Origin of the sequence: Bradyrhizobium monzae, assembly GCF_021458635.1 — a bacterium.
GTDB lineage: Bacteria > Pseudomonadota > Alphaproteobacteria > Rhizobiales > Xanthobacteraceae > Bradyrhizobium.
In genome coordinates, this window is sequence record NZ_JAIRDQ010000009.1 from 155,758 (window position 1) to 181,675 (window position 25,918).

Annotated in this window: 24 protein-coding genes and 1 pseudogene; 13 read left to right on the plus strand and 12 right to left on the minus strand. The window is 64.8% G+C overall.

What is annotated here, in order from left to right:
- Nucleotides 1-81: 81 nt before the first annotated feature.
- Genes K3F49_RS28620 through K3F49_RS28635 form a run of 4 tightly spaced genes read left to right on the plus strand, consistent with a single transcriptional unit; the run spans nucleotide 82 to nucleotide 3,180 of the window.
- On the plus strand, nucleotides 82-981 hold the full coding sequence (locus K3F49_RS28620; RefSeq protein WP_234684240.1) for a dienelactone hydrolase family protein: 900 nt from the start codon (nucleotides 82-84) through the stop codon (nucleotides 979-981).
- The gene (locus K3F49_RS28625) at nucleotides 978-1,445 is read left to right on the plus strand and encodes a DUF2269 family protein (protein ID WP_234684241.1); all 468 of its coding nucleotides are present in this window, start codon (nucleotides 978-980) and stop codon (nucleotides 1,443-1,445) included. The genes K3F49_RS28620 and K3F49_RS28625 overlap by 4 nt, the downstream gene beginning before the upstream one ends.
- Before the next feature lie 8 nt (nucleotides 1,446-1,453).
- A complete protein-coding gene (locus K3F49_RS28630) occupies nucleotides 1,454-2,773 on the plus strand; it encodes an SDR family oxidoreductase (protein WP_234684242.1) in 1,320 nt (439 codons plus the stop codon).
- Nucleotides 2,773-3,180 (plus strand): thiol-disulfide oxidoreductase DCC family protein, encoded by a 408-nt coding sequence (locus K3F49_RS28635; RefSeq protein ID WP_234684243.1) that lies wholly within the window; start codon nucleotides 2,773-2,775, stop codon nucleotides 3,178-3,180. The genes K3F49_RS28630 and K3F49_RS28635 overlap by 1 nt, the downstream gene beginning before the upstream one ends.
- Before the next feature lie 104 nt (nucleotides 3,181-3,284).
- Here the strand turns inward: K3F49_RS28635 and K3F49_RS28640 are convergent, their stop codons facing one another.
- The 3 genes from K3F49_RS28640 to K3F49_RS28650 form a co-directional block, all read right to left on the minus strand.
- The gene (locus K3F49_RS28640) at nucleotides 3,285-4,529 is read right to left on the minus strand and encodes a flavin monoamine oxidase family protein (protein WP_234684244.1); all 1,245 of its coding nucleotides are present in this window, start codon (nucleotides 4,527-4,529) and stop codon (nucleotides 3,285-3,287) included.
- 211 nt (nucleotides 4,530-4,740) lie between these two features.
- A complete protein-coding gene (typA, locus tag K3F49_RS28645; RefSeq protein ID WP_234684245.1) occupies nucleotides 4,741-6,567 on the minus strand; it encodes a translational GTPase TypA in 1,827 nt (608 codons plus the stop codon).
- 290 nt (nucleotides 6,568-6,857) lie between these two features.
- On the minus strand, nucleotides 6,858-7,634 hold the full coding sequence (locus K3F49_RS28650; protein ID WP_234684246.1) for a Crp/Fnr family transcriptional regulator: 777 nt from the start codon (nucleotides 7,632-7,634) through the stop codon (nucleotides 6,858-6,860).
- Between the two features lie 186 nt (nucleotides 7,635-7,820).
- Here K3F49_RS28650 and K3F49_RS28655 point away from each other — a divergent pair, with 186 nt between their 5' ends.
- On the plus strand, nucleotides 7,821-8,204 hold the full coding sequence (locus K3F49_RS28655) for a response regulator (RefSeq protein WP_234684247.1): 384 nt from the start codon (nucleotides 7,821-7,823) through the stop codon (nucleotides 8,202-8,204).
- Between the two features lie 13 nt (nucleotides 8,205-8,217).
- Here the strand turns inward: K3F49_RS28655 and K3F49_RS28660 are convergent, their stop codons facing one another.
- Together K3F49_RS28660 and K3F49_RS28665 are read right to left on the minus strand one after the other, a co-directional pair.
- On the minus strand, nucleotides 8,218-9,765 hold the full coding sequence (locus tag K3F49_RS28660) for an alkaline phosphatase D family protein (protein ID WP_234684248.1): 1,548 nt from the start codon (nucleotides 9,763-9,765) through the stop codon (nucleotides 8,218-8,220).
- Between the two features lie 108 nt (nucleotides 9,766-9,873).
- Complete coding sequence (locus K3F49_RS28665) at nucleotides 9,874-11,319, minus strand: TAXI family TRAP transporter solute-binding subunit (protein WP_234684249.1); 1,446 nt, start codon at nucleotides 11,317-11,319, stop codon at nucleotides 9,874-9,876.
- Nucleotides 11,320-11,470: 151 nt separating this feature from the next.
- On the opposite strand from K3F49_RS28665, the gene K3F49_RS28670 reads away from it, so the two are divergent.
- Both K3F49_RS28670 and K3F49_RS28675 read left to right on the plus strand, forming a co-directional pair.
- Entirely contained in the window at nucleotides 11,471-11,773 is a 303-nt protein-coding gene (locus K3F49_RS28670) for a 4a-hydroxytetrahydrobiopterin dehydratase (RefSeq protein WP_234684250.1), read from the plus strand.
- Between the two features lie 90 nt (nucleotides 11,774-11,863).
- A complete protein-coding gene (locus K3F49_RS28675) occupies nucleotides 11,864-12,244 on the plus strand; it encodes a YkvA family protein (RefSeq protein ID WP_234684251.1) in 381 nt (126 codons plus the stop codon).
- A gap of 45 nt (nucleotides 12,245-12,289) precedes the next feature.
- Here K3F49_RS28675 and K3F49_RS28680 read toward each other — a convergent pair whose 3' ends face one another.
- From K3F49_RS28680 to K3F49_RS28690, 3 genes are all read right to left on the minus strand, one after another.
- Complete coding sequence (locus K3F49_RS28680) at nucleotides 12,290-13,444, minus strand: TAXI family TRAP transporter solute-binding subunit (protein WP_234684252.1); 1,155 nt, start codon at nucleotides 13,442-13,444, stop codon at nucleotides 12,290-12,292.
- 18 nt (nucleotides 13,445-13,462) lie between these two features.
- Nucleotides 13,463-13,900: a hypothetical protein gene (locus K3F49_RS39480; protein ID WP_346657363.1), complete on the minus strand. Its 438-nt coding sequence runs from the start codon at nucleotides 13,898-13,900 to the stop codon at nucleotides 13,463-13,465.
- 704 nt (nucleotides 13,901-14,604) lie between these two features.
- Nucleotides 14,605-15,579, minus strand: coding sequence for an NADPH:quinone oxidoreductase family protein (locus K3F49_RS28690; protein ID WP_234684254.1), 975 nt, complete (start codon nucleotides 15,577-15,579; stop codon nucleotides 14,605-14,607).
- Nucleotides 15,580-15,799: 220 nt separating this feature from the next.
- Here K3F49_RS28690 and K3F49_RS28695 point away from each other — a divergent pair, with 220 nt between their 5' ends.
- From K3F49_RS28695 to argG, 6 genes are all read left to right on the plus strand, one after another.
- Nucleotides 15,800-16,639 (plus strand): SDR family oxidoreductase, encoded by an 840-nt coding sequence (locus K3F49_RS28695; protein ID WP_234684255.1) that lies wholly within the window; start codon nucleotides 15,800-15,802, stop codon nucleotides 16,637-16,639.
- Between the two features lie 115 nt (nucleotides 16,640-16,754).
- Nucleotides 16,755-17,390 carry an invasion associated locus B family protein gene (locus tag K3F49_RS28700; RefSeq protein WP_234684256.1) on the plus strand — a complete coding sequence of 212 codons (636 nt, stop codon included), beginning with the start codon at nucleotides 16,755-16,757 and terminating at the stop codon, nucleotides 17,388-17,390.
- 224 nt (nucleotides 17,391-17,614) lie between these two features.
- On the plus strand, nucleotides 17,615-18,817 hold the full coding sequence (gene rlmN, locus K3F49_RS28705; RefSeq protein WP_234684257.1) for a 23S rRNA (adenine(2503)-C(2))-methyltransferase RlmN: 1,203 nt from the start codon (nucleotides 17,615-17,617) through the stop codon (nucleotides 18,815-18,817).
- A 172-nt stretch (nucleotides 18,818-18,989) separates the two neighbouring features.
- Nucleotides 18,990-19,478, plus strand: coding sequence for a hypothetical protein (locus K3F49_RS28710; protein WP_234684258.1), 489 nt, complete (start codon nucleotides 18,990-18,992; stop codon nucleotides 19,476-19,478).
- Between the two features lie 131 nt (nucleotides 19,479-19,609).
- The gene (locus K3F49_RS28715) at nucleotides 19,610-20,386 is read left to right on the plus strand and encodes a phosphatase PAP2 family protein (RefSeq protein ID WP_234684259.1); all 777 of its coding nucleotides are present in this window, start codon (nucleotides 19,610-19,612) and stop codon (nucleotides 20,384-20,386) included.
- Between the two features lie 93 nt (nucleotides 20,387-20,479).
- The gene (argG, locus tag K3F49_RS28720; RefSeq protein ID WP_234684260.1) at nucleotides 20,480-21,817 is read left to right on the plus strand and encodes an argininosuccinate synthase; all 1,338 of its coding nucleotides are present in this window, start codon (nucleotides 20,480-20,482) and stop codon (nucleotides 21,815-21,817) included.
- 157 nt (nucleotides 21,818-21,974) lie between these two features.
- On the opposite strand, the gene K3F49_RS28725 is transcribed toward argG, so the two are convergent.
- The 4 genes and pseudogenes from K3F49_RS28725 to K3F49_RS28740 form a co-directional block, all read right to left on the minus strand.
- Nucleotides 21,975-24,152 (minus strand): OmpA family protein, encoded by a 2,178-nt coding sequence (locus K3F49_RS28725; RefSeq protein ID WP_234684261.1) that lies wholly within the window; start codon nucleotides 24,150-24,152, stop codon nucleotides 21,975-21,977.
- A 230-nt stretch (nucleotides 24,153-24,382) separates the two neighbouring features.
- Nucleotides 24,383-24,613, minus strand: a pseudogene (locus K3F49_RS28730) (hypothetical protein); the annotation flags it as partial.
- Nucleotides 24,614-24,685: 72 nt separating this feature from the next.
- Nucleotides 24,686-25,072 carry a VOC family protein gene (locus tag K3F49_RS28735; protein ID WP_234684262.1) on the minus strand — a complete coding sequence of 129 codons (387 nt, stop codon included), beginning with the start codon at nucleotides 25,070-25,072 and terminating at the stop codon, nucleotides 24,686-24,688.
- 21 nt (nucleotides 25,073-25,093) lie between these two features.
- The gene (locus K3F49_RS28740) at nucleotides 25,094-25,918 is read right to left on the minus strand and encodes an FkbM family methyltransferase (RefSeq protein WP_234684263.1); all 825 of its coding nucleotides are present in this window, start codon (nucleotides 25,916-25,918) and stop codon (nucleotides 25,094-25,096) included.

A 25,918-nucleotide genomic window follows, 5' to 3' on the forward strand; every position in this document is an offset into this window, starting at 1 on the left:
ATGGCAACGCAGAAAGTCCGCCCAGAGTGATTCGTTCCGACTAGTCTGACCCGCGCCATCCGTGTTCGCCCTCGGCCATTCATGCGGCTCGTCGACACCCTCGCTCGCCTGCTTCTGCTGTCCCTGCTGACGGCGCAGCCTCTGTGCGCCCAGGTCACGTTCGGCGCGTCGGGCGCAGAGAGCGAGCCGTTCCGCCGCCAGGAATGGCGGGTGCCGTCGCCGGATACCGACATTGCCGCGCGTGCGCTGCTGTTTCGTCCCACAGGCAGCGGTCCGTTCCGGCTTGCGGTGATCGCACATGCATCGACGCAGAATGTGTTGCGTCGCGCGCAAATGCCGCAGCCGGAATATCGCGCACTCGCAGCGTTTCTGGTCGCGCGCGGCTTTGCCGTGCTGGTGCCGGAGCGGCTCGGCCACGGTGCGACCGGCGGCCGCTATCTCGAGGACCAGGGCGGCTGCGACGAAGCGGACTACGCACGCGCGGGACGTGCCGCCGCGGAAGAAATCTCGCTCGCGCTGGACTATCTGCAAAAGCAGGATTTCATTCGTAAGGATGCTGCGGTCGTGATCGGACACTCCGCAGGTGGCTGGGGTGCACTGGCGCTTGCCAATGCTGATCCGAAGACGATCTCCGCAATCATCGCGTTCGCACCCGGACGCGGCGGCCACGCCAATGATGAACCGAACAAGCTCTGCGCGCCACACACGCTGCTCGCGGCTGCTGCCGAATTCGGCAAGGCGGCGCGCATTCCGGTCACATCGCTGGTAGCAGTCAATGACAGCTATTTTGCTCCGGCATTTTCAAAAGAGCTGGCGGATGCGTTTGGCGGCGGCGGCGGCAAGGACGATTTTCGCACGCTGCCGGCCGTGGGCAGCGAGGGCCACTGGATGATCGAGACCGAGGCTGGCGTCAAAGCCGCAAGCAGCGAGCTTGCGCGTGCGCTGAACCTGCCAAAGCCTGTGGCGACCAAGAAGCCATGACGCTGTATTTCCTCGTCAAATTTCTGCACGCGCTCGGCGCCATCGTCATCCTCGGTACCGGCACCGGCATCGCCTTCTTCATGCTGATGGCACATCGAACTGACAACGCGGAGTTCATCGCGCGCACGGCGTCGGTGGTGGTGGTGGCGGATGCGATCTTCACGCTGTCGGCCGTGATCCTGCAGCCGGTCACCGGCGGCCTGCTGATGATGCTCTCGGCGACGCCAATCACCGAACGCTGGCTGCTGGCCTCGCTCGCGCTGTACGTCTTTGCAGGCTTGTTCTGGATCCCCGTCATCTTCATGCAGATCGAGATGCGCGATCTCGCGCGCAAGGCCGCCGAGCAGCGCGTCGCGCTGCCGCAGCGCTACTTCACCCTGTTCCGGCGCTGGTTCGCGTTCGGCTTCCCCGGCTTCGGCGCCACGATGGCGATCCTCTGGCTGATGATCGCAAAACCGTTTTGAAGGATGCGATGAACCAGCGAACCATTTTGGTGCTCGGTGCCTCCGGCCTGATCGGCCGCTTCGTCACCGACGATTTGCGCACGCGCGGCTTTCGCGTGGTCGGTCTCGCGCGCAGCCTGTCATCCGCGCAGACAATGAGCGCGCTCGATATCGAGCTGCCGATCCTGTCGCTCGACGCGGCTGCGCTGACACGCTTGCTGAGCGAGCATGCGGTGGATGTCGTCGTGAACTGCCTCGGCGTGCTCCAGGATGGCCCCGGCAGCGATACCAACGCCGTGCATCGCGATTTTGTCGCGCGCCTGCTCCAAGCGGTCGCCGGCAGCGGTCGTGCGATCCGGCTGGTGCACATCTCGATCCCCGGGATATCTGAGGCAGATCGTACCGCGTTTGCCACGACCAAGCGCGCGGCCGAGCGCCTGATCGCGGCATCCCACATTCCCCACGCCATCCTGCGGCCCGGCTTCGTGGTCGCACCGTCAGCCTATGGCGGCAGCGCCATGCTGCGCGCGCTCGCGGCCTTCCCGCTGGATCTTCCCGACAAGGAGATGGCAGCGCCGTTCCAGCCCGTCGCGGTCGAGGATATCTCCGCGACCATCGCCTGGCTCGCCGCGCGCGATTTCGACGATGCGTCCGTGAAGGCCGCGAGCTGGGACCTGATGCAACCCGAGCCGATCACGATGGCCGGCGTCATCAAGCAGTTCCGGCTCGCGTTCGGCACAGCCGGATGGCCACGGTTCGCGATGCCGTCCCTCATGCTCGATCTCGGCGCCAAAATCGGCGATCTCGCCAACAGTCTCGGCTGGATGCCGCCGATGCGCTCGACGGCCATCGCCGAGCTCCGCCGCGGCGTGAGCGGTGATCCCGCGGCGTGGATCGCCGCGACCGGCATCGCGCCGAAGACGCTGATGGACGCGATCGGGCGTCACCCCGCCGCCATCCAGGACAAATGGTTCGCGCGGCTGTTCCTGACCAAGGCGCTGATTGTCGCGAGCCTGGTCGCGTTCTGGCTCGTCTCCGGCTTCATCGCGCTGTTCGTGTCCTATCGCGCCGCCGCCGGGATTCTCAGCGCGCACAACTTCCCGCCGGCGCTGGTCGATCCCATCACCATCGGCACCAGCCTGATGGACATGAGCATCGGTGTGCTGATCGCCTTCCGCCGCACGGCAGCGATCGGCTTGGTTGCGGGTATCGTCGCTTCGCTCGGCTATATGGTCGGTGCGGCGATTCTGACGCCCGATCTCTGGATCGAGCCGCTCGGCGCGCTCGTGAAGACCGGACCGGCCATTGTGCTGATGCTGGTCGCGCTTCTCATGTTGGATAATCGTTGATGAGCAAGTGGCCCGACGACGACGTCATCCTGTTCGATGGCGTCTGCATCTTCTGCTCACGCTGGGTGAGGTTCGTGGCAAAGCGCGACACGGCGAAGCGGTTTCGATTTACGCCGATCCAGTCGGACTATGGCGCGAGGCTGGCGCGGACGTTCGGGATCGATCCCGATGATCCCGACACCAACGCGGTGGTTCATTGCGGCGACGTATTCATGAAGTCCGACGCGGCGCTGACGGTGCTATCGCAATTGCCGGGCTGGGGCTGGGTGCGCGCATTATTCGCAGTACCGAAGCCGCTGCGGAATGCGGTCTACAGCCTCATTGCGCACAACCGCTATCGCATTTTTGGGAAGTACGATGCGTGCTTCGTGCCGGATGCGGACTTGCGGGCAAGGGTGATCGAATAGTGCCTCCTCGTCATTGCGAGGAGCGGAGCGACGAAGCAATCCAGAATCTTTCCGCGGCGACAGTCTGGATTGCTTCGCTGCGCTCGCAATGACGGAGACTGCGGTTACGGTTTGCTGAGAGCCGCTAGCACGTCCTTCGCCGCTCGCTCGCCGCTATCCCGCGCCCCATGCGCCGTCGTGAAGAAATTGGGCGACGTCGCTTCTCCCGCGAAGAGCAGCCGGCCATCGACCGGCGCGGCCAGCACGGCGCGATCGCCCGCGTGGCCCGGGAGCGCGTGCGAGTACGACCCTCTCGCAAACGGATCGTGCCCCCAGCGCGATTCGCACAGTGGTTTTAGCTTGCGGCGGATGTCGTTGCCGAGGAAGCCTGCGATCTCGTCGATGCTGTGCGCGGCGATGGCGCCTTCGCCGGCATCTTCCAGCTGGCGTGCAAAGCTGCCGCCGAAAAAGCCTTCGATGCAGGGCTGGCCGAACGGCCGGATGTGGTAGGTGCCCATCTCGGTGCGCATGGTGGCGCCGCGCAGGTTTCCGTCTTTTGGGAAGGCTTCGGCGCCGTCGAGTGCCAGTGTCACCTTGTCGTCGACGCCGAGCGGCAGGCCGCGCGCGGCGTCGACTTTGGCCGGCAACGGCGGCGAAAAGCGAATCGCTTCGTCGGCGATCAGATTGGTCGGGACGGTGACGATCACCTTGGTCGCGGTCAGTGTGCCCCGTGATGTCTCGATGCGGACGCGCTTGTCCGAATGATCGATCAGCGTGACATTGCAGTTCAGCGCCACCGGGCAGGGCGCGCCATAGGCCGCGATGAGCGCGCCGTAGCCGCGGCGGACGCGCCAGTTGAGCTCGCTGTCCTCATAGGTGTCCCAGTCGAGCGTCGACATGTCCTTGAGCTCGCAGCCGTTGATGTAGGTCGAGACCGCGTCGATCATGGGATTCCAGCGGTTGCCGGGCTCGAGGCTCAGGCTCGCGGGCTCGTCCTTGCCCTTCTGCGCGGCCTGCCAGAGCCGCTCGTAGAATGCGTCCATCGCGTGCGTGAAATCGTCGCGCGCGCTCTGCGGAAATGCATCGCCGTAGGCGCGCTCGCGCCAGGGCGGCAGGTCCTTGTTGAGCTCGAATGCGAGCGCGTGCGCGATGGGAACGAACGAGTTCCTGTCGGCCGAGTGCAGCCAGCCGCAGCCGACATCGAAGGTGACGTCAGGCGAGGCCTGCACGGTCCATGCGCGGCCGCCCAGCCGGTCGCGCGCCTCCAGCACGATCACGGAGAGGCCGCAGCCCTGCAGCGCGTGCGCCGCGCCGAGGCCGGCGGCACCGGCACCGACGATCGCGACGTCGACGGAGGAGGGAAAGGACATGGGTGGGCTCTAGCACGTTCGCTGGAGGGCCAGAAGCCACCACGCGCATAGCCGTCATCACCCGCCCATAAGCGCTTTGGAGCGGGTGATTCATGTTCCAAAGGCGGTTTCGTAGGGTGGGCAAAGGCGCTCTTGCGCCGTGCCCACCATTGTCGAGTGGTGGGCACGCTTGCGCTTTGCCCACCCTACGGCAGTACGGAATGCGGTCGCCTTACGCCACCGCTTCCTTGGACTTTTCCGCGCGCTTGCGCTCGTTCGGGTCGAGATGCTTCTTGCGCAGGCGGATCGACTTCGGGGTGACCTCGACGAGCTCGTCGTCCTCGATATAGGCGAGCGCCTTTTCAAGGGTCATGCGGATCGGCGGGGTCAGGCGCACGGCTTCGTCCTTCGACGTCGTGCGGATGTTGGTGAGCTGCTTGCCCTTGAGCACGTTGATCTCGAGATCGTTGTCGCGGGTGTGCTCGCCGACGATCATGCCCTTGTAGACCTTCCAGCCCGGCTCGATCATCATCGGGCCGCGGTCTTCCAGCTTGAACATGGCGTAAGCCACCGCTTCGCCCTGGTCGTTGGAGATCAACACGCCGTTGCGGCGGCCCTGGATCTCGCCCTTGTAGGGCGCGTAGCCGTGGAACAGGCGGTTCATGATCGCGGTGCCGCGGGTGTCGGTGAGCAGTTCGCCCTGGTAGCCGATCAGGCCGCGGGTCGGCGAGTAGAACACCAGGCGCTGACGGTTGCCGCCTGAGGGCTTCATCTCGATCAGTTCGGACTTGCGCTCGCTCATCTTCTGCACGACGACGCCGGAATGCTCCTCGTCGACGTCGATCACGACTTCCTCGATCGGCTCCATGGTGGCGCCGGTCGCTTCGTCCTTCTGGTAGACGACGCGCGGGCGCGACACCGAGAGCTCAAAGCCCTCGCGTCGCATGGTCTCGATCAGGATCGCGAGCTGCAATTCGCCGCGGCCCGACACTTCCATCGCGTCCTTGTCGGCGGCTTCGACGACGCGCAACGCCACGTTGCCTTCGGCTTCGCGCAAGAGGCGGTCGCGGATCATGCGGCTCGTCACCTTGTCGCCTTCAGTACCGGCGAGCGGGGAGTTGTTGACGATGAACGACATCGACACGGTCGGCGGATCGATCGGCTGCGCCGGCAGCGGCACCTCGACGGTCGGGTCGCAGAAGGTGTCGGCGACAGTGCCCTTGGTCAGGCCGGCAATGGCGACGATGTCGCCGGCTTCAGCTTCATCGAGCGGCGTGCGCTCGAGACCGCGGAATGCCAGGATCTTGGTGATGCGCCCGGTCTCGACCAGCTTGCCGTCGGCATGCAGCACCTTGACCTGCTGGTTCGGCTTGAGCACGCCGGACGAGATGCGGCCGGTGATGATGCGACCGAGATAGGGGTTGGCCTCGAGGATGGTGCCGATCATCTTGAACGGACCTTCCTCGACCGTCGGCGGTGCGACGTGGCGCAGGATCAGATCGAACAGCGGCTCCATGCCCCTGTCCTGCGGACCCTCGGGGCTCTCGGCCATCCAGCCCTGCTTGGCCGACCCGTACAGGATCGGGAAGTCGAGCTGCTCTTCGCTGGCGTCGAGCGCCGCGAACAGGTCGAACACCTCGTTGATGACTTCGGTCGGGCGCGCGTCGGGACGGTCGACCTTGTTGATGACGACGATCGGCTTGAGGCCGACCTTGAGCGCCTTGGAGACCACGAATTTGGTCTGCGGCAGCGGGCCTTCGGCGGCGTCGACCAGCACCAGCGCGCCGTCCACCATGTTCAGGATGCGCTCGACCTCACCGCCGAAATCGGCGTGGCCGGGGGTGTCGACGATGTTGACGCGGGTGTCCTTCCACTGCACCGAGGCCGCCTTGGCCAGAATGGTGATGCCGCGCTCGCGCTCCAGATCGTTGGAGTCCATGGCGCGATCCGTCACCTTCTGGTTCTCGCGGAACGTGCCGGATTGCTGGAGGAGTTTGTCGACGAGGGTCGTCTTGCCGTGGTCGACGTGAGCGATGATGGCGACGTTACGAAGATTCATGAGTGAGCTTCTTTGCGGTCGGACAATGGGTTAAGCGCGATCTCGCCGGTCAAGCCGGGACCTCGTCACGGATAACGCTGGAAACGTGGAAAACGGGGCCTGCTACGCCCAAAAAGGAAACCCGGCCATATCGACCGGGAGCCCTACGCGTTTGCGGCGCAATATAGGGAAAAAACGCCAAAAAACAATGCGTTCTTTCGGGGTTGGTTGACTGAATTTTGTCCGGGAATCCCCGGAGCTTAAGCGATCCCGGGCCAAACCGGCCCTTTATTCGCGGGATGGCGCCCCAACTAGCCCTGTGCCGGGCTGCGATCCGCCTCCTCGGTCGGATAGACCCCGCGCAGCACCTCCTCGAAATGCATCTTGACGGCGTCGTTGCAGAGGCAGGCGCGCAGGCGAAGACCGTCATGGTTGCGCACCAGGATCGAGCCGCGCCTTGTGTCGAGCACACCTTCGGCCTTGAACGATTGCAGCACGCGGCTGGCATAGCTGCGCCCCACCCCCAGCAATGTGGCGAGCTGCTCATGCGTGAGCGGCACGCTGCTCTCGTCGCCGGTACGTTCCATCGCCGCGATGATCCACTTGGCCGTGCGTTGCTCGATCGAGTGAATGGCGTTGCAGGCGGTCGACTGGAAAATCTGCGCCAGCATGCAGTCGGCGTAGCGGGCGAAGATGTTGCGCAGCGACGGCGACCGGAGCTTCGCCGCCTCCAGCTTGGCGACATTGATGCGCGCAAATGGCCCGCCGAATTTCACGCAGATGCGGGTATAGGCCGGCAGAAACCCCTCGCTGACGATGCCGCCTACGGCCCCTTCGCGGCCGACCAGAATGGTCTCGACATCACGGCCGTCCTCGTTCGGGACGAGAAACGTCGCCAGCGACGGGCCGCAGGGAAAGTGCACGACCTGGACATCGTCGCCGGGGCTGTAAAGCAGATGGTTCGGGCCGACGTCGTCAACGGTGACGTGTGGCGCGAGCAGCGCATAGTCGGCCGCATTCAAGCGCCGCAACAGATTGTTGGCGGGACGGCTCTCGATCTCATTCGCCTTGCTGATACGCGCATCCATCGTGAACTCCCCCTCCTCTCCACATTAGCGAGTTCCGTCCACGGCTTGTGTGCACATGTGGACAGACGTCAAAACTGTTCTGTGGTGAGTTTCGTTCCGGGAACCCTCCGATGCGCTGGGCGCAGGCGTCGGTATGAGGCCGTCCAGATCGGTAAAAACATGCAGCCCTCGATAGCAACCAGGACCATGATACCTGCTTCCCCGGACGGCCCGGCTGAAATCCCTGCCGATGTTCTGATCGTCGAGGACGATCCGATCATCGCCATCGATTTCGAGGATCGCCTGCTCGGCTTTGGCGTCACGAGCGTGCGCACTGTGGGCTCGGTGGCGCAGGCGCTGCTGGCGATCGCGGCACGCGCGCCCGACTTCGCGCTGCTCGATGTCGAGCTGATCCGCGAAAAGAGCTTTGCGATCGCCGAGCGGCTCGCAGCCCTGGAAATTCCCTTTGTCTTCGTCACCGGCTACGGCGCGGAGACCTGCATCCCCGCGCAATTTGCTGCACGTCCGCGGCTGCAAAAGCCGTGCTCCAGCGATGCGCTGGAGGCGGCGTTGCAGGCGCGCGACGCATGACGGCGCGGTAGCCTCAGGCGAATGTCGGATCGAGCGTGGTCGACCACAGTGCGACGTCGGCGCGGTCGCGCAACGTCACGATCATCTGGCCCGAGGCGCCATCGATCTTGACGTGCCCGAAGAACTGCATGCCGGCGGACGGCGGCAAATTCTGCTTGTCGAGGCCGGGCGCCTTGATGAAGCGCACCTCGGGGCCGAACGTGTTGTCGAGCTCGTTCGGACCGAACGTGCCGGCGTGCAGCGGACCGGAGACGAATTCCCAGAACGGCTCGAAATCCTGAAATTGCGCCTTGTTCGGATCGTAATAATGCGCGGCGGCGTAGTGCACGTCGGCGGTCAACCACACCGTATTTTTGATCGGTGCCATCTTGATGAAGCGCAGGATGTCGGCGATCTCGAGCTCGCGTCCGCGCGCCGGGCCGTCGCCTTGCGCGAACGCTTCCGAACCCTTCTTGTTGGTGGCATCGTCGTAGACGATCAGGCTGAGCGGCATGTCGGAGGCAATCACCTTCCATGTCGCGCGCGAGTTGAGCAGGCCGCGCTTCAGCCAGGCCATCTGCTCGGGCCCGAGGAAAAAGCTGGCCGGGCCGTAGTCCGTCTCGAGGTTGGCGCCGTTCGGGCCGCGATAGCTGCGCTCGTCGAGCATGAACACGTCGAGATGCGGGCCGTAGGAGATCTTGCGATAAACCCGGCCCGGCTCGACGATGCTCTCGCGCATCGGATACATTTCGTGGAAGGCGCGACCCGCGCGCGCGGCGAGCAGCGAGATGTCCCGCACCTTGTAGGCCGCCGGCAACTCCTTCGACAGCGACCAGTTGTTGGTCACCTCGTGATCGTCCCACTGCACGAAGATCGGCACCTCCGCGTTGAAAGCGCGGACATTGTCGTCGGTGAAATTGTATTTGTGCGCGGCGCGGTATTCGTCGAGCGTCTCGGCGACCTTGGCCTTCTCGGGGATGGTGACGTTCTTCCAGATCTTGCCGTCGGCAAGCTTGACCTCGGAGGGGATCACGCCGTCGGCGTAGATGGTGTCGCCGGAATGCAGCAGGAAATCCGGCCGGTGTTTTCGCATGGCTGCGAAGGTGACCATGCCGCCGTCATCGGGATTGATGCCCCAGCCCTGGCCGGCGACGTCGCCGCCCCAGACGAAGGAGACGTCGCGGCGGTCGGCCGGGGCGGTGCGGAAGCGGCCGACCACCGGCTCGCCCTCGACCGCGGTGTGGGAAAGATCGCGGAAACGGACACGGTAGAAGATGTCCTGGCTCGCAGGAAGATTGTCCACCAGCATCTTCGCGGTGAAGTCGTTCTCGGGCAGGGCCGCGATCGGCGGCAGCGCGCGGGCGTCCTTGAAGGACTCCGTCGTTGCCACCTCGACCAGCATCTGCGCCGGCCGGTCGGTGCGCGCCCAGACCACGCCGCCGTCGACGGTGACGTCGCCGGACTGCACGCCATGGGTGACTGCAGGCCGGTCGGCCGCGCGCGACAGATGCGGCATCGCGATCGCGCCAAGCGCACCGGCGCTGGTGGTGAGGAAACGGCGGCGGGAGAATTTGATCTTCATGGCGATGCTCTCGATATCGAGCGGCGGGCCCGCCGAGGTGGCGGTCGCCAGGATGAAGTCCGACGCTATATTGAGACAATGTGACGCGGCAATTACGCGCGCATGCGTTTATGCGTTGCCCGCGGCCCGGAATTGCGCGCCGGTGCGCTGCAGGTTCTGCGGCAGGCTGAACAGCACCGCCCTGCGGTCGGCAACCGCGGCGTGGAATTGGTCGAGTACGATGTTGAAGGCGGTTAGCGCGCCGTCCTCGATCGCGCCGTGATCGAAGCAGCGCAGCGTGTCGCGCAGGATATCGTCGGCCTCGGCCTGCATCTGGTCGAGATCTTCGGTGGTCTCGCTCTTGCGGGCGGCGGCGAGCATGTCGAGCAGGCGTTCGCGCAGATGGCTGTTGTTGTCGCGCTCGTCCTTTTTCAGATAGCCCGCGAACCATGCGCCGAGCGAGCCCGTGGCGGACAACGCCATCAGGGTCCACCAGATGTAATCGCTGTACTTGTCGAGGAAGGTTTTCTCCTCGCCGTCGACGAAGGCGGCCGCGCCTGGATGCACGGGGATCACCGCGTCCTTGTCTGTATCGGGCGTTTCGATCTTCGCAGCCTGCGGGAAATCGGTCAGCAATTGCTGGCGCACCGCGAAGAGCTGCCGGGTGAAGGCTGCGACCGTGGTTTCGGACAGGCCTTTGCGCGCCACGACGTGGTGCGAGAAGCTGATGGTCTTGACCTCGTCGTCGGGGCGATCGGGCGAACCGCCGTATGTGCCGGCAGGAATTTCAGACGCCTCGTAGACAGGATGGTTCTGTGCGATCGCGTCCGCCGAATCGATCGCGAGGAATGTCGGCGTGCCGCCATCCTTGGCGGAGGCGGCAATCGCGTCCGCCGTGATCTTGCTGTTGACGGGACCGGCCGCGAGATAGACGTCGGCCTTCTGGGCCTTGATGGCTTCGGCGGCTTCATTCGCGGGGAATTGCACGATCTCGACCTTGGCGGGATCGACGCCGTATTGCTGCAGGATCACCTTGAGCAGATTGACGTTGGCCTGCGTCTTGCCGACCACGCCGACGCGATGGCCGGCGAGCTGCGCGATCTTGGTGATCTTCGCGCCCTTCTTTTTGCCCTTGCCGGGCACGGACCACAGCACCACGACGTTCTTGCGCAGCGTGGCGACGGCTTGCGCGTTCTTGGGGACATCGAGATCGCCGCGCACGATGGCGAGATCGGCCTTGCCCTCGGCGAGCAGATCCGCGCTTGCCGTGGCGCCGTCGGTCTGGATCGGGCGCAGCCGCACGAAGCCTTTGCTCTGCGCAAAGGCTTGCGTCAGGGTCTGTACCACCTTGACGTCGTCGCTGTTGGCGGGGCCGACCGCGATCTTCAGCGTCACCGGTCGCATCGCGAAATAGTAGCTGCCGACGAGCGCACCGACGACGGCGAGCACCAGCGCCAGAGACACGAGCGCGGTCTTCCGCGCCGCGGATCGCGGCGAAGGCGGAGAGGGCGTTTCGGCCAGGTTCGAATCCCCGGTCATCGATCTCCCAAACAGGCGCTTCAGGCTCAGTTTCATCTTGGCCGGCGATTTACGCCCGCAATTGTAGCAAATTTCTTGTCCGGCGGGGTTACATCTACGTCATGGTTAGCGGATCGGCCAAATCCCGTATGAACCCCGGACGGAGGCACGGTGTTAGGGTAAAGTTCCCCTGAAAACGGAGGTCATCATGGCAGAACGGCTATCGGCGGACGCACGCAAGCAGGCGCTGGGCGGGATCCCGGGCTGGGCTGAGGTCCAGGACGGCAAAGGGATCGGGAAGACCTTTGTCTTCAAGGATTTCAACGAGGCCTTCGGCTTCATGACCCGCGCGGCGCTGGTCGCCGAGAAGATGGATCACCACCCCGAATGGCGCAATGTCTACAAGACGGTCGAGGTGGTGCTGTCGACCCACGACGCCGGAGGCGTCACCAAGCTCGACATCGCGCTCGCCACGGCGATGAACGCCATCGCCAAGCTGACGCAGGGCTGACATCTTGAAGGGGCGAGCTGCGTCCCCATGTTGTGATCGACATTGGATGCGGCCATCGGCCGCGCCTGGCTGAACTGGAGTTTGTCGAACATGGCTGCCGAACACAGCGTCGGCTTCGAGCCGGCCGATCGGCTCGCGGAAGATCGTGAAAGCGTGCGCCGCCGCTTCTGGCGCAAGCTGAAGCGCGTCGTCGCGCATCTGCCGTTCGCCGAAGATCTGCTCGCCGCCTATTACTGCGCGTTCGACCGGCAGACGCCGCGCCATGTCCAGGCGTCGCTGCTTGGCGCGATCGCCTATTTCATCCTGCCGTTCGACTTCATTCCCGACGTGATGCCGGTCCTCGGCTTCACTGATGACGCCGCCGTGCTCGCGACCGCCATTCGCATGGTCGCCAGCCACATCACGTCGGAGCACCGCGACGCGGCGCGCGCTGCGCTGAAGCGGGGTGTCGATGAGGCTGCGGTGGAATAGACTCTTGATGTCGTCATGGCTTTCGCCAGGACGACTTTGAGTCAGCTACTTCTTGTCCGCCCGCGCCTTCCCCGCATCCCACGCCTGGAATTGCTTGAACAGCGTTTCCCTGTCTGCGTCGGACACCTTTGCGGCCGCGGGGCTCTGCTTCAGGAAGGCCTCGAAGCGCTGCTGTGTCACCGGTTCGACGCCGTGCCGGTCGAGCCATTGCTGTGCCACCGGCAACCTGTTCCAGCCGGACAGAGGCGCTGCGAGCGAAACCTCCTTCCATTTGGGATGGAACGGTGGGTTCTGAAGCGCGGGGAATTTGGTGAAGAACGCGTCCACGAAGAGCGCGAGCTTGCGATAGCGCTCGGTGTTGGGTGCCCAATTGTAGGCCGCGAGCACAGCCGGCACTGCGATGGTGTCCACGCTCTCGCCGTCCTTGATCAGGTTGGGGTAGTCCTTGGCGGTCAGCGTCGCCGGCAGATAGTCGTTCTGGAGCGGCTTTGCATAGTCGACCTTCGCAAGGTGAAAGCGGCCGTCATTGCCGAACGTCGAGACCGACTTGTACGGCTTGCCGCCAACCACGATCACGGCATCGATCTCGCCGGCTTTCAGCTTCTCCATCGCGATGCGCTGCTCGACATAGACGAACTTGGCCTTGATTCCGAGCCGCTCGAACACGGTGAGCGCGGTGACGAAGGTGCCGCCGTTCGGCAGGTCGACGCTCACCGTCTTGCCTTCGAGGTCTTTCAGCGTCGCGACCGATTTCGGCGCGATCACCTGCATCTCCTCGTTGTAGAGTTTCGTCACATAGGTGAACTGCCGCTTGATGTCTTTCGCAAAGCCTTTGCGTTCGAGATAGTCGAGCGTATCGGCGCGCACGATGCCGAGATCGACGCCCTGCAAAAACAGGATGTCGGCGACGCTCTGCACCGAGCCGCGGCCGACGATCGGCAGCACGCGGATCTTGTTGCCGTCGTCGAGCACGGAGGCGAGGTCGGCGCCGAACTGCACATAAGTGCCGCCGATCGTGCCGGTGATCAGCGTGACGGTGTTGGCGTTCAGCGCCTGCTTGGTCGAGCTCAAGCCGAACTGGAAGATGGCCTTCAGGCTGTCCGAGACTTTTGCCGGATCATATTCGGTCTGCTCGGCGCGTGCGGTGAAGGCACAGATGGTCATGATGGCGGCAAGCGCCATTCTCAAAGCGTTACGCATGATGTCCCCTGAAGCGTTCTAGTTCTGAAACTGGGCGAGGCGCTGGCGCGCCTCCGTCGATCCGAGGCTCACGGCCTGCTGGTACCAGTCACGCGCCGCGGCGGCGTCGGCATTGACGCTCCGCGTGTCGCGTGTGCCGAGCACGGCCGGATCATAGGTCTGCGCCAGCAGAAGCGCTGCCGCTGCATCCCTGGCGTTGGCGGCACGTTCGAGCAGCAGGCGCGCTGCGGCGATGTCGCCGACGCCGATCAGACTCTTCGCGCGCGTCATCAGACCTGCCAGCGTGTCGGCGTCGAGCGTTTTTGCAGGCTGAGGCGGCGCAGGCTGCGCTGCGACGGGCACGGGGGTCTGGGCTTGCAGCGCAATCTGGTAGGCCGTCGCGATCGCCTCGCGGCTCGGCGCCGATGGTGCAGGCAGGTCCTGCGTGTCGGCGCTCGCCAGCCTCGTCCCGGTCACGCGCGCTGGGTCCTTGAGCGGGACCTGCCGTGGAGCGGGCGCAATGACTTGCGCCGCTGGCTGGTCGGGAGCTGCGTTCGTCGCTGTATCGGTGTTGGTCGTGACGAGGTTGCGAAGATCGGGCTCAAACAGTGCTGCCAAAATCGCCGCGATGGATACCACCAGAGCCGCAGCGACAACGGTTGGGAAAGTTTTGGTTCTGCGGTGCAACGCCAGCGGCGTATATTCCCGCGGGTCCGGCGTACCGAGCGGGTCGGACAGGAAGAGTGGAACGGTATCGTCCCGCGAAAGATCGGCGCGCTCAACACGCTCACGGATATAGGACCCAGTCGAGAAATGTGATGCGGCTTTATCGGAGTCGAACGCCCTCGACTCCCTGGACGGAAGGTACTCCGTCGTCTCCATGGTGATGCTCCCCATTACTGACGCTACGCAGGGGCCTTCCCGGCCTCAGTCTTCTTGTTGTTGTCCAGAAGCGCCCCGCAAACTGGAACCGGTAAATCGCAGGCTGAATTAGCCCAAAAAGCGACGGCGATTGGCGCGAATCGGGAAATATTTGGGTTTGATTGAGGCGAAGCGGCGAAGTGCACGGCAATTTTGCCGGCGATGCTTGAGGGATAAAAACGAAAATGGCCGGGACGAGCCCGGCCATTGACACGATTTGAAACTGCATCGGCGCCGCCATCGACGCGCGGGTCAGTCACTCACGGATGCAAGATCACCTTGCCCATGGCCTGGCGACCCGCGAGCACCTTCAGTGCGTCGGCGGTCTGCGCCAGCGGGAAGGTGCGGTCGACATGCGAGGAGATCTTTCCTTCCGCCGTCCACTTCACGAGCTTCTCGAGATTGGCGCGGTTCTTCTCCGGATTCTGCCGGGTCCAGGCGCCCCAGAACACGCCGCGGATGTCGCAGCCCTTCAAGAGCGCGAGGTTCAGCGGCATCTTCGGAATGTCGCCGGCGGCAAAGCCGATCACGAGGAAGCGGCCTTCCCAGGCGATCGAGCGCAACGCCTGCTCGGCATACGCACCACCCACGGGATCGAAGATGATGTCGACGCCCTTGCCGCCGGTGAGTTTTCGCAAGCCTTCCTTCAGGTCTTCCTTGCCGTAATTCAGCGTCAGTTCGGCGCCATGCGCTTTGGCGAATTCGAGCTTCTCGTCCGACGAGGCGCAGGCGATGACCTTCAGGCCCATCAGCTTGCCGAGCTCGCAGGCAGCGAGGCCCGTGCCGCCGGCAGCGCCGAGCACCGCGAGCGTCTCGCCCGGCTTCGGGCTCGCGCGATCTTCCAGCGCATGCAGCGCGGTGCCGTAGATGATGATGATGCCAGCCGCGCGGTCATAGTCGAGATTGTCGGGAATCTTCACGATCGTCGCCGCCGGCAGCGCGATCTTTTCGCGCGCGCCGTTGTGGCCACAGGAGGCGACCACGCGATCGCCGACCTTGAGGTCAGTGACACCAGGACCGATGCTCTCGATCACGCCCGAGACTTCAGCGGCCGGCGAGAACGGGAACGGCGGCTTGATCTGGTACTTGCCCTGAATCATCAGGATGTCGAAGAAGTTCAGCGCCGCCGCCTTGATCGCGATCACGGCTTCGCCGGGACCAGCCACCGGATCCGGCACATCGGCGAGCACGAGATCGTCGGGCTGGCAATATTGCGAGCAGAGGATGGCTTTCATGGCGGCACCTAAGGCGTTTCGGGGTGGAATTATCGTTTGTCCGGTTCTGCCGGATTTAGGCACGGGCGACAATCCGGATTCTTTGTCGAAAGCGGCTCGCTGGCCTATCCTTGCGTCATTGCGAGCGGAGCGAAGCAATCCAGAATCCGTCCTGCGGAAATAGTCTGGATTGCTTCGCTGCGCGCGCAATGACGAAAGAAATAAGAAAAGGATTCAAACGATGTTTGAAACAGGTCTGCTGAAGGGCAAGCGCATCCTCGTCACCGGCGGCGGTTCCGGCCTCGGTGCCGCAATGGGACGCCGTTTTCTCGCGCTCGGCGCCGAGCTCGTGATCTGCGGTCGCAAGCTCGACCGGCTGGAGGCCACTGCGAGCGAGATGCGCAAAGAGACCGGCAGCAAGGTCGCGACCATCGCGTGCGATATTCGCGATGGCGCCGCCGTCGACAACATGATGGATACGATCTGGCGCGAGGCGCCGCTCGACATCCTGGTCAACAACGCTGCCGCGACCTTCATCGCGCAGAGCGAGCATCTGTCGTTCCGCGCGGCGGACGCGATTCTGGCGCCGACGCTGCATGGGGCGATGTACTGCACGCTCGCCGCCGGCAAGCGCTGGATCGACGCCAAGTATAACGGCGTCGTGCTTTCGATCCTCTCGACCTCGACCATCACCGGCCGCGCCTTCACGGTTCCCTCAGCGATGGCGAAGTCGGCCGTGCTGGCGATGACCAAGAGCCTCGCGGTTGAGTGGGGTCCAAAGGGCATCCGCACGGTCGCGATCGCACCCGGGCCGTTCCCGACCGCCGGTGCATCGGGCCAGCTTCGCCCCGAGGGCCGTGACGAAGGCTGGACGGCGCGCAATCCGATGGGGCGCACGGGCGAGCACAGCGAGCTCGCCGATCTCGCCAGCTTCCTGGTCTCGGACCGCGCCGGCTACATCAACGGTGAGATGGTGGTGATCGACGGTGGCGCGCATTTGCGCAGTTCCGGCGCCGAGGATTTGTTGCGCTGGACCGACGCGCAATGGGCCGAGCAGCGCGCCGCGCGGTCGAAAAGCTAGCGACGCCAATCCGCTAACTGCCTTCCCAAATTGGACTTTCCCGGTTATCCCTGCGACGGGGACAATGCACGGCCGGGCCATCTTCCAGTCACAATATTGAGGGAACCACTCCAGCATGTGGCGGGTGCTGATTTTAGCTTTGATGACTGGCGTGACAGCCTGTGGAATCACCGATTCCGCGCGGGCGCAGACGGCGCAACCGGCGCCGAAGGCTGCGGCCAAGCCGGCCGCTGCCGCCGCAAAGACGGCCGCCAAGCCCGAGAGCAAGCCGGCGGCCGTTCCCGCGGCGGTTGCGGGGGGCGCGGAACCCACCCTGATCGGGCAATTCGGCACCTGGGGCGCCTATTCGGCGACGCCCAACGGCAAGAAGGTCTGCTTTGCGCTGGCAAAGCCCTCGTCGTCGAAGACCAATCCGCCGAACCGGCCGCGCGATCCCGCCTATGCCTTCGTCTCGACCCGCCCGGCCGAGAAGGTGAACAACGAAGTCTCGGTCATGATCGGCTATGCGCTGAAGCCGGGCTCGGAATCCTCGGTCGAGGTCGGGGGCGCTGCGTTTGCGATGTACACCCAGGGCGACGGCCTCTGGATCAAGAATGCAGCCGAGGAGGAGCGGATGGTCGAGGCCATGCGCAAATCCGCCGATCTCGTGGTCAAGGGCGTCTCGGCCAAGGGGACGGAGACGACCGATACGTTCTCGCTGAAGGGCCTCGCCCAGGCGCTCGACCGGATCTCGCAGGATTGCAGGCGTTAAGGCTGCGGGCTTAAGCCTTTCGGGCTAAGCAACAGCCACGGTCGCAATCGGCGGTTCCGGTTGCTATATAGGGCCAGTTCCAGATTTTTCGCCGTCATGGCCGGGCTAAAGCGCGAAGCGCGTCTTCGCACCAAACGTCCCGGCCATCTACGCGCTGGTAACGGGCGAAAAGAACGTGGATGCCCGGGACAAGCCCGGGCATGACGAAAGATATCAGGCATCCAATGCAACCGACGACCGAGCCACGCGACGCAATCCTGGTGGAGAAGACTCCACTCGAAACCTATGTGCCGCCGGCGAAGCCATCGCTGATCGGGTTGTCGCGCACCGAGCTTGCCGATCGGCTCGGCGACATTGGCGTCGCGCCGGCGCAGCGCAAGATGCGCGTGCAGCAGCTATGGCATTGGATGTATTTCCGCGGCGCCCAGAGCTTCGACGACATGACCTCGGTCTCGAAGGGCATTCGCGCCGAGCTCGCGCAGCACTTTACGGTCGACCGTCCCGAAGTCGTGGCCGAGCAGATCTCCAACGACGGCACCCGCAAATGGTTGCTGCGGCTGCCGAGCGGCGACAATGTCGAGAAGGCGCATGAGGTCGAGTGCGTCTACATCCCCGAAACCGATCGCGGCACGCTCTGCGTCTCCTCGCAGGTCGGCTGCACCTTGAATTGCTCGTTCTGCCACACCGGCACGCAGCGCCTGGTGCGCAACCTCACCGCCGGCGAGATCGTCGGCCAGATCATGGTTGCGCGCGATCGCCTCAACGATTGGGCCGATCGCGAGGACGGCACGCGCCGCGTCACCAATATCGTGATGATGGGCATGGGCGAGCCGCTCTACAATTTCGACGCAGTGCGCGATGCGCTGCTGATCGTCGGTGACAATGAAGGCATCGGCATCTCCCGCCGCCGCATCACGCTGTCGACCTCGGGCGTGGTGCCGAACATCGTGCGCGCCGGCGAGGAGATCGGCGTCATGCTCGCGATCTCGCTGCATGCGGTGCGTGACCAGCTGCGCAACGAGCTGGTGCCGCTCAATCGCAAATATCCGATCAAGGAATTGCTGCAGGCCTGCCGCGACTATCCCGGCGCCTCCAACGCCCGTCGCATCACCTTCGAATATGTGATGCTCAAGGGCGTCAACGATTCGCTCGACGATGCAAAGCTGTTGGTCAAGCTGCTCAAGGGCATTCACGCCAAGATCAATCTGATCCCGTTCAATCCCTGGCCCGGAACGGCCTATGAATGCTCGGACTGGGACCAGATCGAAAAATTCTCCGAGTATATTTTCAATGCCGGCTATTCCTCGCCGGTGCGCACCCCGCGCGGCCGCGACATCCTCGCCGCCTGCGGCCAGCTCAAGTCGGAGACCGAAAAACTCTCGGCACGCGAACGCCAGGCGCTCCGCGCCATGGCGATGACGGATTAGCTAGACATGTGCGCGGCCTCGCCTCCTCGTCATTGCGAGGAGCTCGCGACAAAATTGCGAAAGCAATTTTGCGCTGAAGCGACGAAGCAATCCAGACTGTCACTGCGGAAGCATTCTGGATTGCTTCGTCGCAAGTGCTCCTCGCAATTACGGCAGTGGTGATTTTGGCGCCATGTCCCTGATCGGCCGCCTCATCGTCATCTTCATCGGCTTTCTCGCCGCCTGTTTCGTCGGCGGCATGATCGTCGTCGGCGCGCTGCTGTTTCCGGAGTTTTCCGATCTCGGCGCAGGCCCGGTGGATCAGGGCACGATCGACATCCTGCTCGGCTTCGGTTTCATTTTTGTTTCCGGCTTCGCGCTGGTGCCGGCGATGCTGATCGCCGCGATCACCGAGGCGCTCTATATCCGCAGCTCGCTTGCCTATGCTGTCGGCGGCGGCATCGTCGGGCTCGCCTGCTATCTCGGCCTGATCCCGTTCCACCCCGACACGTTTCAGTTCGAAGGCATCGTGCGCCGGCATCTGGAGATCATGACCGGTGCGGGCATCGTCGCGGGCGTCGTCTACTGGCTGATCGCCGGCCGCAACGCCGGCGCCTGGCGCGTCCCGCCGCCCCCGCGCAAGCCGCCTCCGCCGCTGCCGTTGAATTCAAGGCCGGAATAAGTGCGCCGTCATTGCGAGCGCAGCCAAGCAATCCAGACTGCCGCCGTGGAAAGATTCTGGATGGCTTCGCTGCGCTCGCAATGACAGTTCCGGGGTTTTCATCCCCGTCCCACTCCGCTAAACCGCGCGCCATGAACCGTACCGGACTCTTCATCGCCCTGGCGCTGTGGCTCGTGATCGGCGTCCTTTTCGGCCTCTATCCCGAGCTTGATCTCAAGCTCGCCGCGCTGTTCTTCGATCCCGGGACCAAGACGTTTCCGCTCAAGCTGAACGACTGGGCCGGCATCGCGCGAGACGGTGCGATGTGGGTCTCCTGGCTCTTCGTGTTGCCGTCGCTGGTCGCACTCGTGGTCAAGATGGTCAGGCCCGACCGTCCCCTGATGGTGTCGGGCCGCGCCATCGTGTTCCTGCTGGTCACGATCATCCTGTCGGCCGGTATTCTCACCAACCTCACCTTCAAGACCTATTGGGGCCGGCCGCGTCCGGTGGTCGTGACGCAGTTTGCCGGCGACCAGCAATTCGTGGCTTGGTGGGATCCGCGCGGCGATTGTGCGCGCAATTGCTCGTTCTTCTCCGGCGAAGGCGCGACGGCGTTCTGGACGCTGGCGCCGGCCGCGCTCGCGCCGCCGGCATGGCGGCCGCTCGCCTATGCCGGCGCGCTGGTGTTCGGCGCGGTGACCAGCGGGCTCCGCATGGCCTTTGGCGGCCATTTCTTCACCGATGTCGCGACCGCCGGCCTCGTCACCTTCGTCGTGATCTGGTTCGGCTACGCGCTGATCTACCGCTGGCCGCGGACCCGGTTTTCGGATGAGGCGGTCGATGCTGCCCTGACCCGGCTGAACATGCCCGCCTACCGGCTCCGCAAGCGACTGTTCGGCGGCAAGACCGACCCCGCACCGTCGATTTGAGCCATTAAATGGGTGCTGAGCCCCGCGAAATTTGATATTCGCGCGGTCAACGCACACCCCTCATCAGCCCCTTGAGACCCGATTGGAAACGCCATGACCACGATCCTGAAAAGCCTGCCCAAGGGTGAGAAAGTCGGCATCGCGTTTTCGGGCGGCCTCGACACCTCAGCGGCGCTGCTCTGGATGAAGCAAAAGGGCGCGCGCTGCTACGCCTATACCGCCAATCTCGGCCAGCCCGACGAGGCCGATTACAACGAGATCCCGCGCAAGGCGGAAGCGTTCGGTGCCGAGAAGGCCGTGCTGGTCGATTGCCGCACGCAGCTCGTCCACGAAGGCATCGCCGCGATCCAGTCGGGCGCCTTCCACATCTCGACCGGCGGCATCACTTATTTCAACACCACGCCGCTCGGGCGCGCCGTCACCGGCACGATGCTGGTCGCGGCGATGAAGGAAGACGGCGTCAACATCTGGGGCGACGGTTCGACCTTCAAGGGCAACGACATCGAGCGCTTCTATCGCTACGGCCTGCTGACCAACCCTTCCTTGCGCATCTACAAGCCCTGGCTTGACCAGCAGTTCATCGACGAACTCGGCGGCCGCGCCGAGATGTCGGCGTTTATGACCGCGCAAGGCTTCGCCTACAAGATGAGCGCCGAGAAGGCGTATTCGACCGACAGCAATCTGCTCGGCGCCACGCACGAGGCCAAGGATCTCGAAAGCCTCGACAGTGGCATCAAGATCGTCAACCCGATCATGGGCGTGCCGTTCTGGCGCGACGATTGCGTTGTGAAGGCCGAGAAGGTCGTCGTGCGTTTCGAGGAAGGTCAGCCCACGGCGCTGAACGGCAAGACCTTCTCTGATCCCGTTGCGCTGTTCCTCGAAGCCAATGCGATCGGCGGACGTCACGGCCTAGGCATGAGCGATCAGATCGAGAACCGCATCATCGAGGCCAAGAGCCGCGGCATTTATGAAGCGCCCGGCATGGCGCTTTTGCATATTGCTTATGAGCGCCTCGTCACCGGCATCCACAACGAGGATACGATCGAGCAATACCGCATCAGCGGCATGCGCCTCGGCCGTCTGCTCTACCAGGGCCGCTGGTTCGACCCGCAAGCCCTGATGCTGCGCGAGACCGCGCAACGCTATGTCGCAAGCGCCGTCACCGGTGAGGTGACTCTGGAGCTGCGCCGCGGCAACGATTATTCGATCCTCAACACCGAGAGCCCGAACCTCACCTATGCGCCGGAGCGGCTCAGCATGGAGAAGGTCGAGGATGCCCCCTTCACGCCCGCCGACCGCATCGGCCAGCTCACCATGCGCAATCTCGACATCGCCGACACGCGGACGAAGCTCGGTCTCTATTCGAAGACGGGCCTGTTGTCGGGCAGCGAAGGCTCGCAGATCTTCAAGCTGGAGAACGACAAGGGTTGAAGTAAACCGCGACTGCCGCCTCATTCGTCATTGCGAGCGAAGCGAAGCAATCCAGAATATCTCCGCAGCGACAGTCTGATTGCTTCGTCGCTTAGCTCCTCGCAATGACGAAAAAATGGCCGGGATTGCTCCCGGCCATTTTCCTTTTGCGATGTGCTTACTGCCGCGGCGGCGGAGGTGGTGCCGCGTTGGCCTGGCCGCCGTTGAGCAGCGGGGTGATGCGGCGGACGGTGACGCGGCGGTTGATGAGGCTCGGGCCGTCCGTCTGCTCCTTCAGGTACTGCTTGCCGTAGCCCTGCGACGTCAGGTTCTCCGCCGGCACATTGAACTGCTGGGTCAGCAATTCGGCCGCGGCCTGCGCCCGGCGATCCGACAGCGACAGATTGTCGACGTCGTTGCCGACCGCATCGGTGTGGCCCTCGATCAGGAACACCTCCTGCGGGTTGGCCTGGATCGCCTGGTTGATGCCGTCGGCGATCACCTGCAGCCGCGCCGCCTGGTCCGGCGGGATGGTCCACGATCCCGTCTCGAAGTTGATCGTGTTGACGTCGATGCTCGGCATCGCCATGCGGACGTTCGGCGAGTAGCGGATCTCGTCGAGCGAGTAGCGTCGATCGATCCGCTGCACCGGCGGGGCCCGCATCGTGTCGTAGATCACCTGCGGCGAGGCCTCCTGGGCGTCGACGATGTAGCGATCGTAGGGGATGTTGACCACCGGCGGCGGCACGTCGACATAGAAGCCGCCGACCGCGCGCGGATCGCGGTAGGTGTTGTCGATGATGACGAGCTCGCGTCCGCGCTGATCTCTGCGGATACGGCGCATCAGGCTCCCGTCCGGACCGACCACCGTGATGATCTCGGTGCCGTCAGGACGGATCACGACCGTGCGGGTTTCACCGCCGACCGTCTCGGTGCGGATGTCGCGGGCGCCATAGCGGAAGCGATAGAGATCGTTGCCGCGGACATATTCCTGACCGCTGGGGTCGCGGATGATGATGCGGTCCGGCTCGGTGTAGATGGTGCGACCGCCTTCGACGACCTCCTGCCGCTGATTGCGGTAGTCGGCGATGGTGGCGCCGATCACGGCACCGGCGACCACGCCCGCACCGATCGCAAGCGGCGTCAGGTCACGCTGCTGCGGACGCGGCGGAGGCGGCAGCGGCGCTGCGACCGTCGGCGCGGCGCGGAAGGCTGGGGTGACCGTCGGCGGCGCGTATTGCGCCTTGTTGGGCGGTGGCGTGGCCGCTGCCGAACCGGGGACGACAGAGGGCGCCACGGCGCCAACCGGAGGCGTCGGCCGAGCCGGCCCGCCCGCTTGCGGTGCCGCAGGCGGTGCTCCGGCAGCGGGCGCGCCGGCGGGCGGCGTTCCACCCTGGCGTCCGGGAGGCGAAGTTACCGCGCCGCCGGGAGCCGGCGTTGCCGTCGGGGCCGGGGCGGCACCCGGAGCCGGTGTTCCGGCGGCGGGCGGAGCGCCGGGACGTCCGGGAGGTGTGGTGCCGGGCGCTGGGGTTGCGGCCGGAGCTGGGGTTGCGCCTGGAGCCGGTGTTCCGGCGGCCGGCGGAGCGCCGGGACGTCCCGGTGGCCTGCTGCCAGGCGCTGGCGTTGCGGACGGCGCGGGTGAGGTCGTCGGAGCCGGAGGCGTCCCCGGGCGAGCGGCCGGCGCTGCGGGCGTCGGAGTGGGGGTTGCCGTCGGGGCCGGCGTTACATTGGGCGCAGGCCGCGCCCCAGCAGCCGGCGGCGCGGCTACGGGAGGCGGAGGTGTCGGCGTAGCAGCCGGACGCGCCGGCGCGGCCGCTGGCGGCGGGGGTGGTGGTGTCGGTGCATGCTGCTGCGGGCCCGCAGCCGGAGGTGGCGGTGTCGGCGTGGCAGTCGGACGGGCCGGCGCTGCTGTGGGCGGCGGAGGAGGTGTCGGCGCATGTTGCTGCGGAGCCGCGGCCGGAGGCGGCGTCGGCGGCTTGGGTGCAGCAGGCGGCGGCGGGGGCGGTGGAGGAGCCTGACGAGTCGCGGGCGGCGGAGCCGGCGGCGTCGGACGTGCCGGCGCAGCAGCCGGCGGAGGTGCGGCGGGCGGATGCGGCGGGGCAGCCGCGGGCGGCGGTGCGGCCGGGGCCTTGGGCGCAGCAGGCGGCGGCGGAGGCGGGGTCGCCGGACGTGCGGCCGGCGGTGGTCCCTTTGGCGCTTCCTTGGGAGGCTGCTTCGGTTTTCCGTCAGGGCCCAATTCTGGCTGAGCCTGCGCGACCACGAGCGGCGGTGCGCTTTGCGCATGCGATGCGGAGCTTGCAAATTGCATCGCGGTCAGAGCCGTCGTGGCAAGCAGCACGAAACGAAGGTTGGTCATGTGGTTCAACTTCCCCGGAAGGTTCTTTGACGAAGTCTTGGTTTGACGAAGTCTTGGATTGACGAAGTATTGGAATGAACGGCTACGCGTTAGGCCGCATTGTGGCGGGCGAAGACATTGCGTCGCGATTTATTTCTGCATGCAAATCATGTCATACGAACAACGTTCATTGCGTATTCAGGCGCAGCTTGCAATCGCCTCACATGTGATCGCTCGTCTGACATGTGGCCCTGCGGCGAATTGGCATCCGTCGCGGGATTCGGCGTCAGCGGACCGTTCGGTCGGCGCGACGGAATCTCTTCAGGCATGCGGCCGGGCAATTCATCGGGCCGCGGCGATTCGCCGGGCTCGTGCACCGGCGGCGTGATTTCAGGTTGCGGATTGCCCGGTGGAATTCCAGGCGGTGGCTCGCCGGGCGTGCCGGGTGTCGATGGCGGTATCTCGGGCGGTTCAATCGGCATCGGCATCACAAAGATCAGTTGTCGCGAGAACGACAACGATGATGCCGCGCCGATGTTCCCCGTCGCGCCGCGCTATTCCGGCGCGTGACAGACCGCCTCGATGTTGTGGCCGTCGGGGTCCAGCACGAAGGCGCCATAATAGTTGGCGTGATAATGCGGGCGAAGGCCGGGCGGCCCGTTGTCGCGGCCACCGGCGGCCATCGCAGCCTTGTAGAACGCGTCGACCGTGGCGCGGTCCTTCGCGAGGATTGCGACATGCACCGGCTTGTTCATCGCGCCCTCGCCGCCGATCCAGAAATCGGGCTTGCCGCCGGCGCCGAAACCTGCCGCCGCGGCGTGACCGGTTTGCTCTTCCGTGACTTCCATAATCAGGCTGTAGTCGAGCGGCGCCAGTGCCTTGCTGTAGAACGCTTTCGCGGCCTCATAGTCGGAGACGGACAGGCCCAAATGATCGATCATCGTAACCTCCGTGGTTCGTCGTCAGCGTGACAGGAACGTATTGCTTCGTGTCTTGCGCGCAATGGTAAAGCCGCGCGCGACCATGTCAGCGATACAATCTTGCTGCCATTCGTTTTGTGACAGATGCTCGATCACGACCGCGCGCGGCCACAGCGCTTGCGGCGCGTCGCGGAAGAAGCCGATCAGCACGCGGTCCTCAAAACCCTCGACGTCGATCTTGAGCGAATCGACTTGCGTAACGCCGGCTTCATCGAGAATGCGTGTGAGCCGCAGCGATGGCACCTTGATCGCATCCCGGCTGGCCGCGCCGGTCACGACGTGCGTGGCGCCGAGATTGCCGCCGCCGCTTTCGATCATCAGCTCGCCGTCGCTGTCGCCCGCGGCGGCCTGCACCAGGCGCACTTGCGTCGCGTTCGATGCGGCATGGTTGAACGAGAGCCGTCCAAAAGTCAGCGGATGCGGCTCGATCGCGATCACCTTGCCATTTGTGCCGACCTGCCGCGCCATCACCAATGCGAAGGTGCCGACATTGGCGCCGACATCGACGAACGTGCCGCCAGCCTGGGTGTGCTGGCGCAGGAAATCGAGCTCGTCGAGATTGTAGTCAGGGTTGAACAGCGCGCCGCGTTCGGTCGCGCTGCCCTGGTGATAGAAGCGGAATGAGGCGCCCTGATACTGCACGTCGATCGGGCCGCCGCGCAGCAGATTGACCAGCCGCGACATCCAGGGCCGGAACGCGCCGCGCTTCAGCCCCGATCCTTGCGCGAGGCGAATGATCGCGGCTTGCGCTGCGTTCGGCGCAAACGCGCCGAACGGCGCGGACGAAAGGGCGTTGTCGGGCGTCAA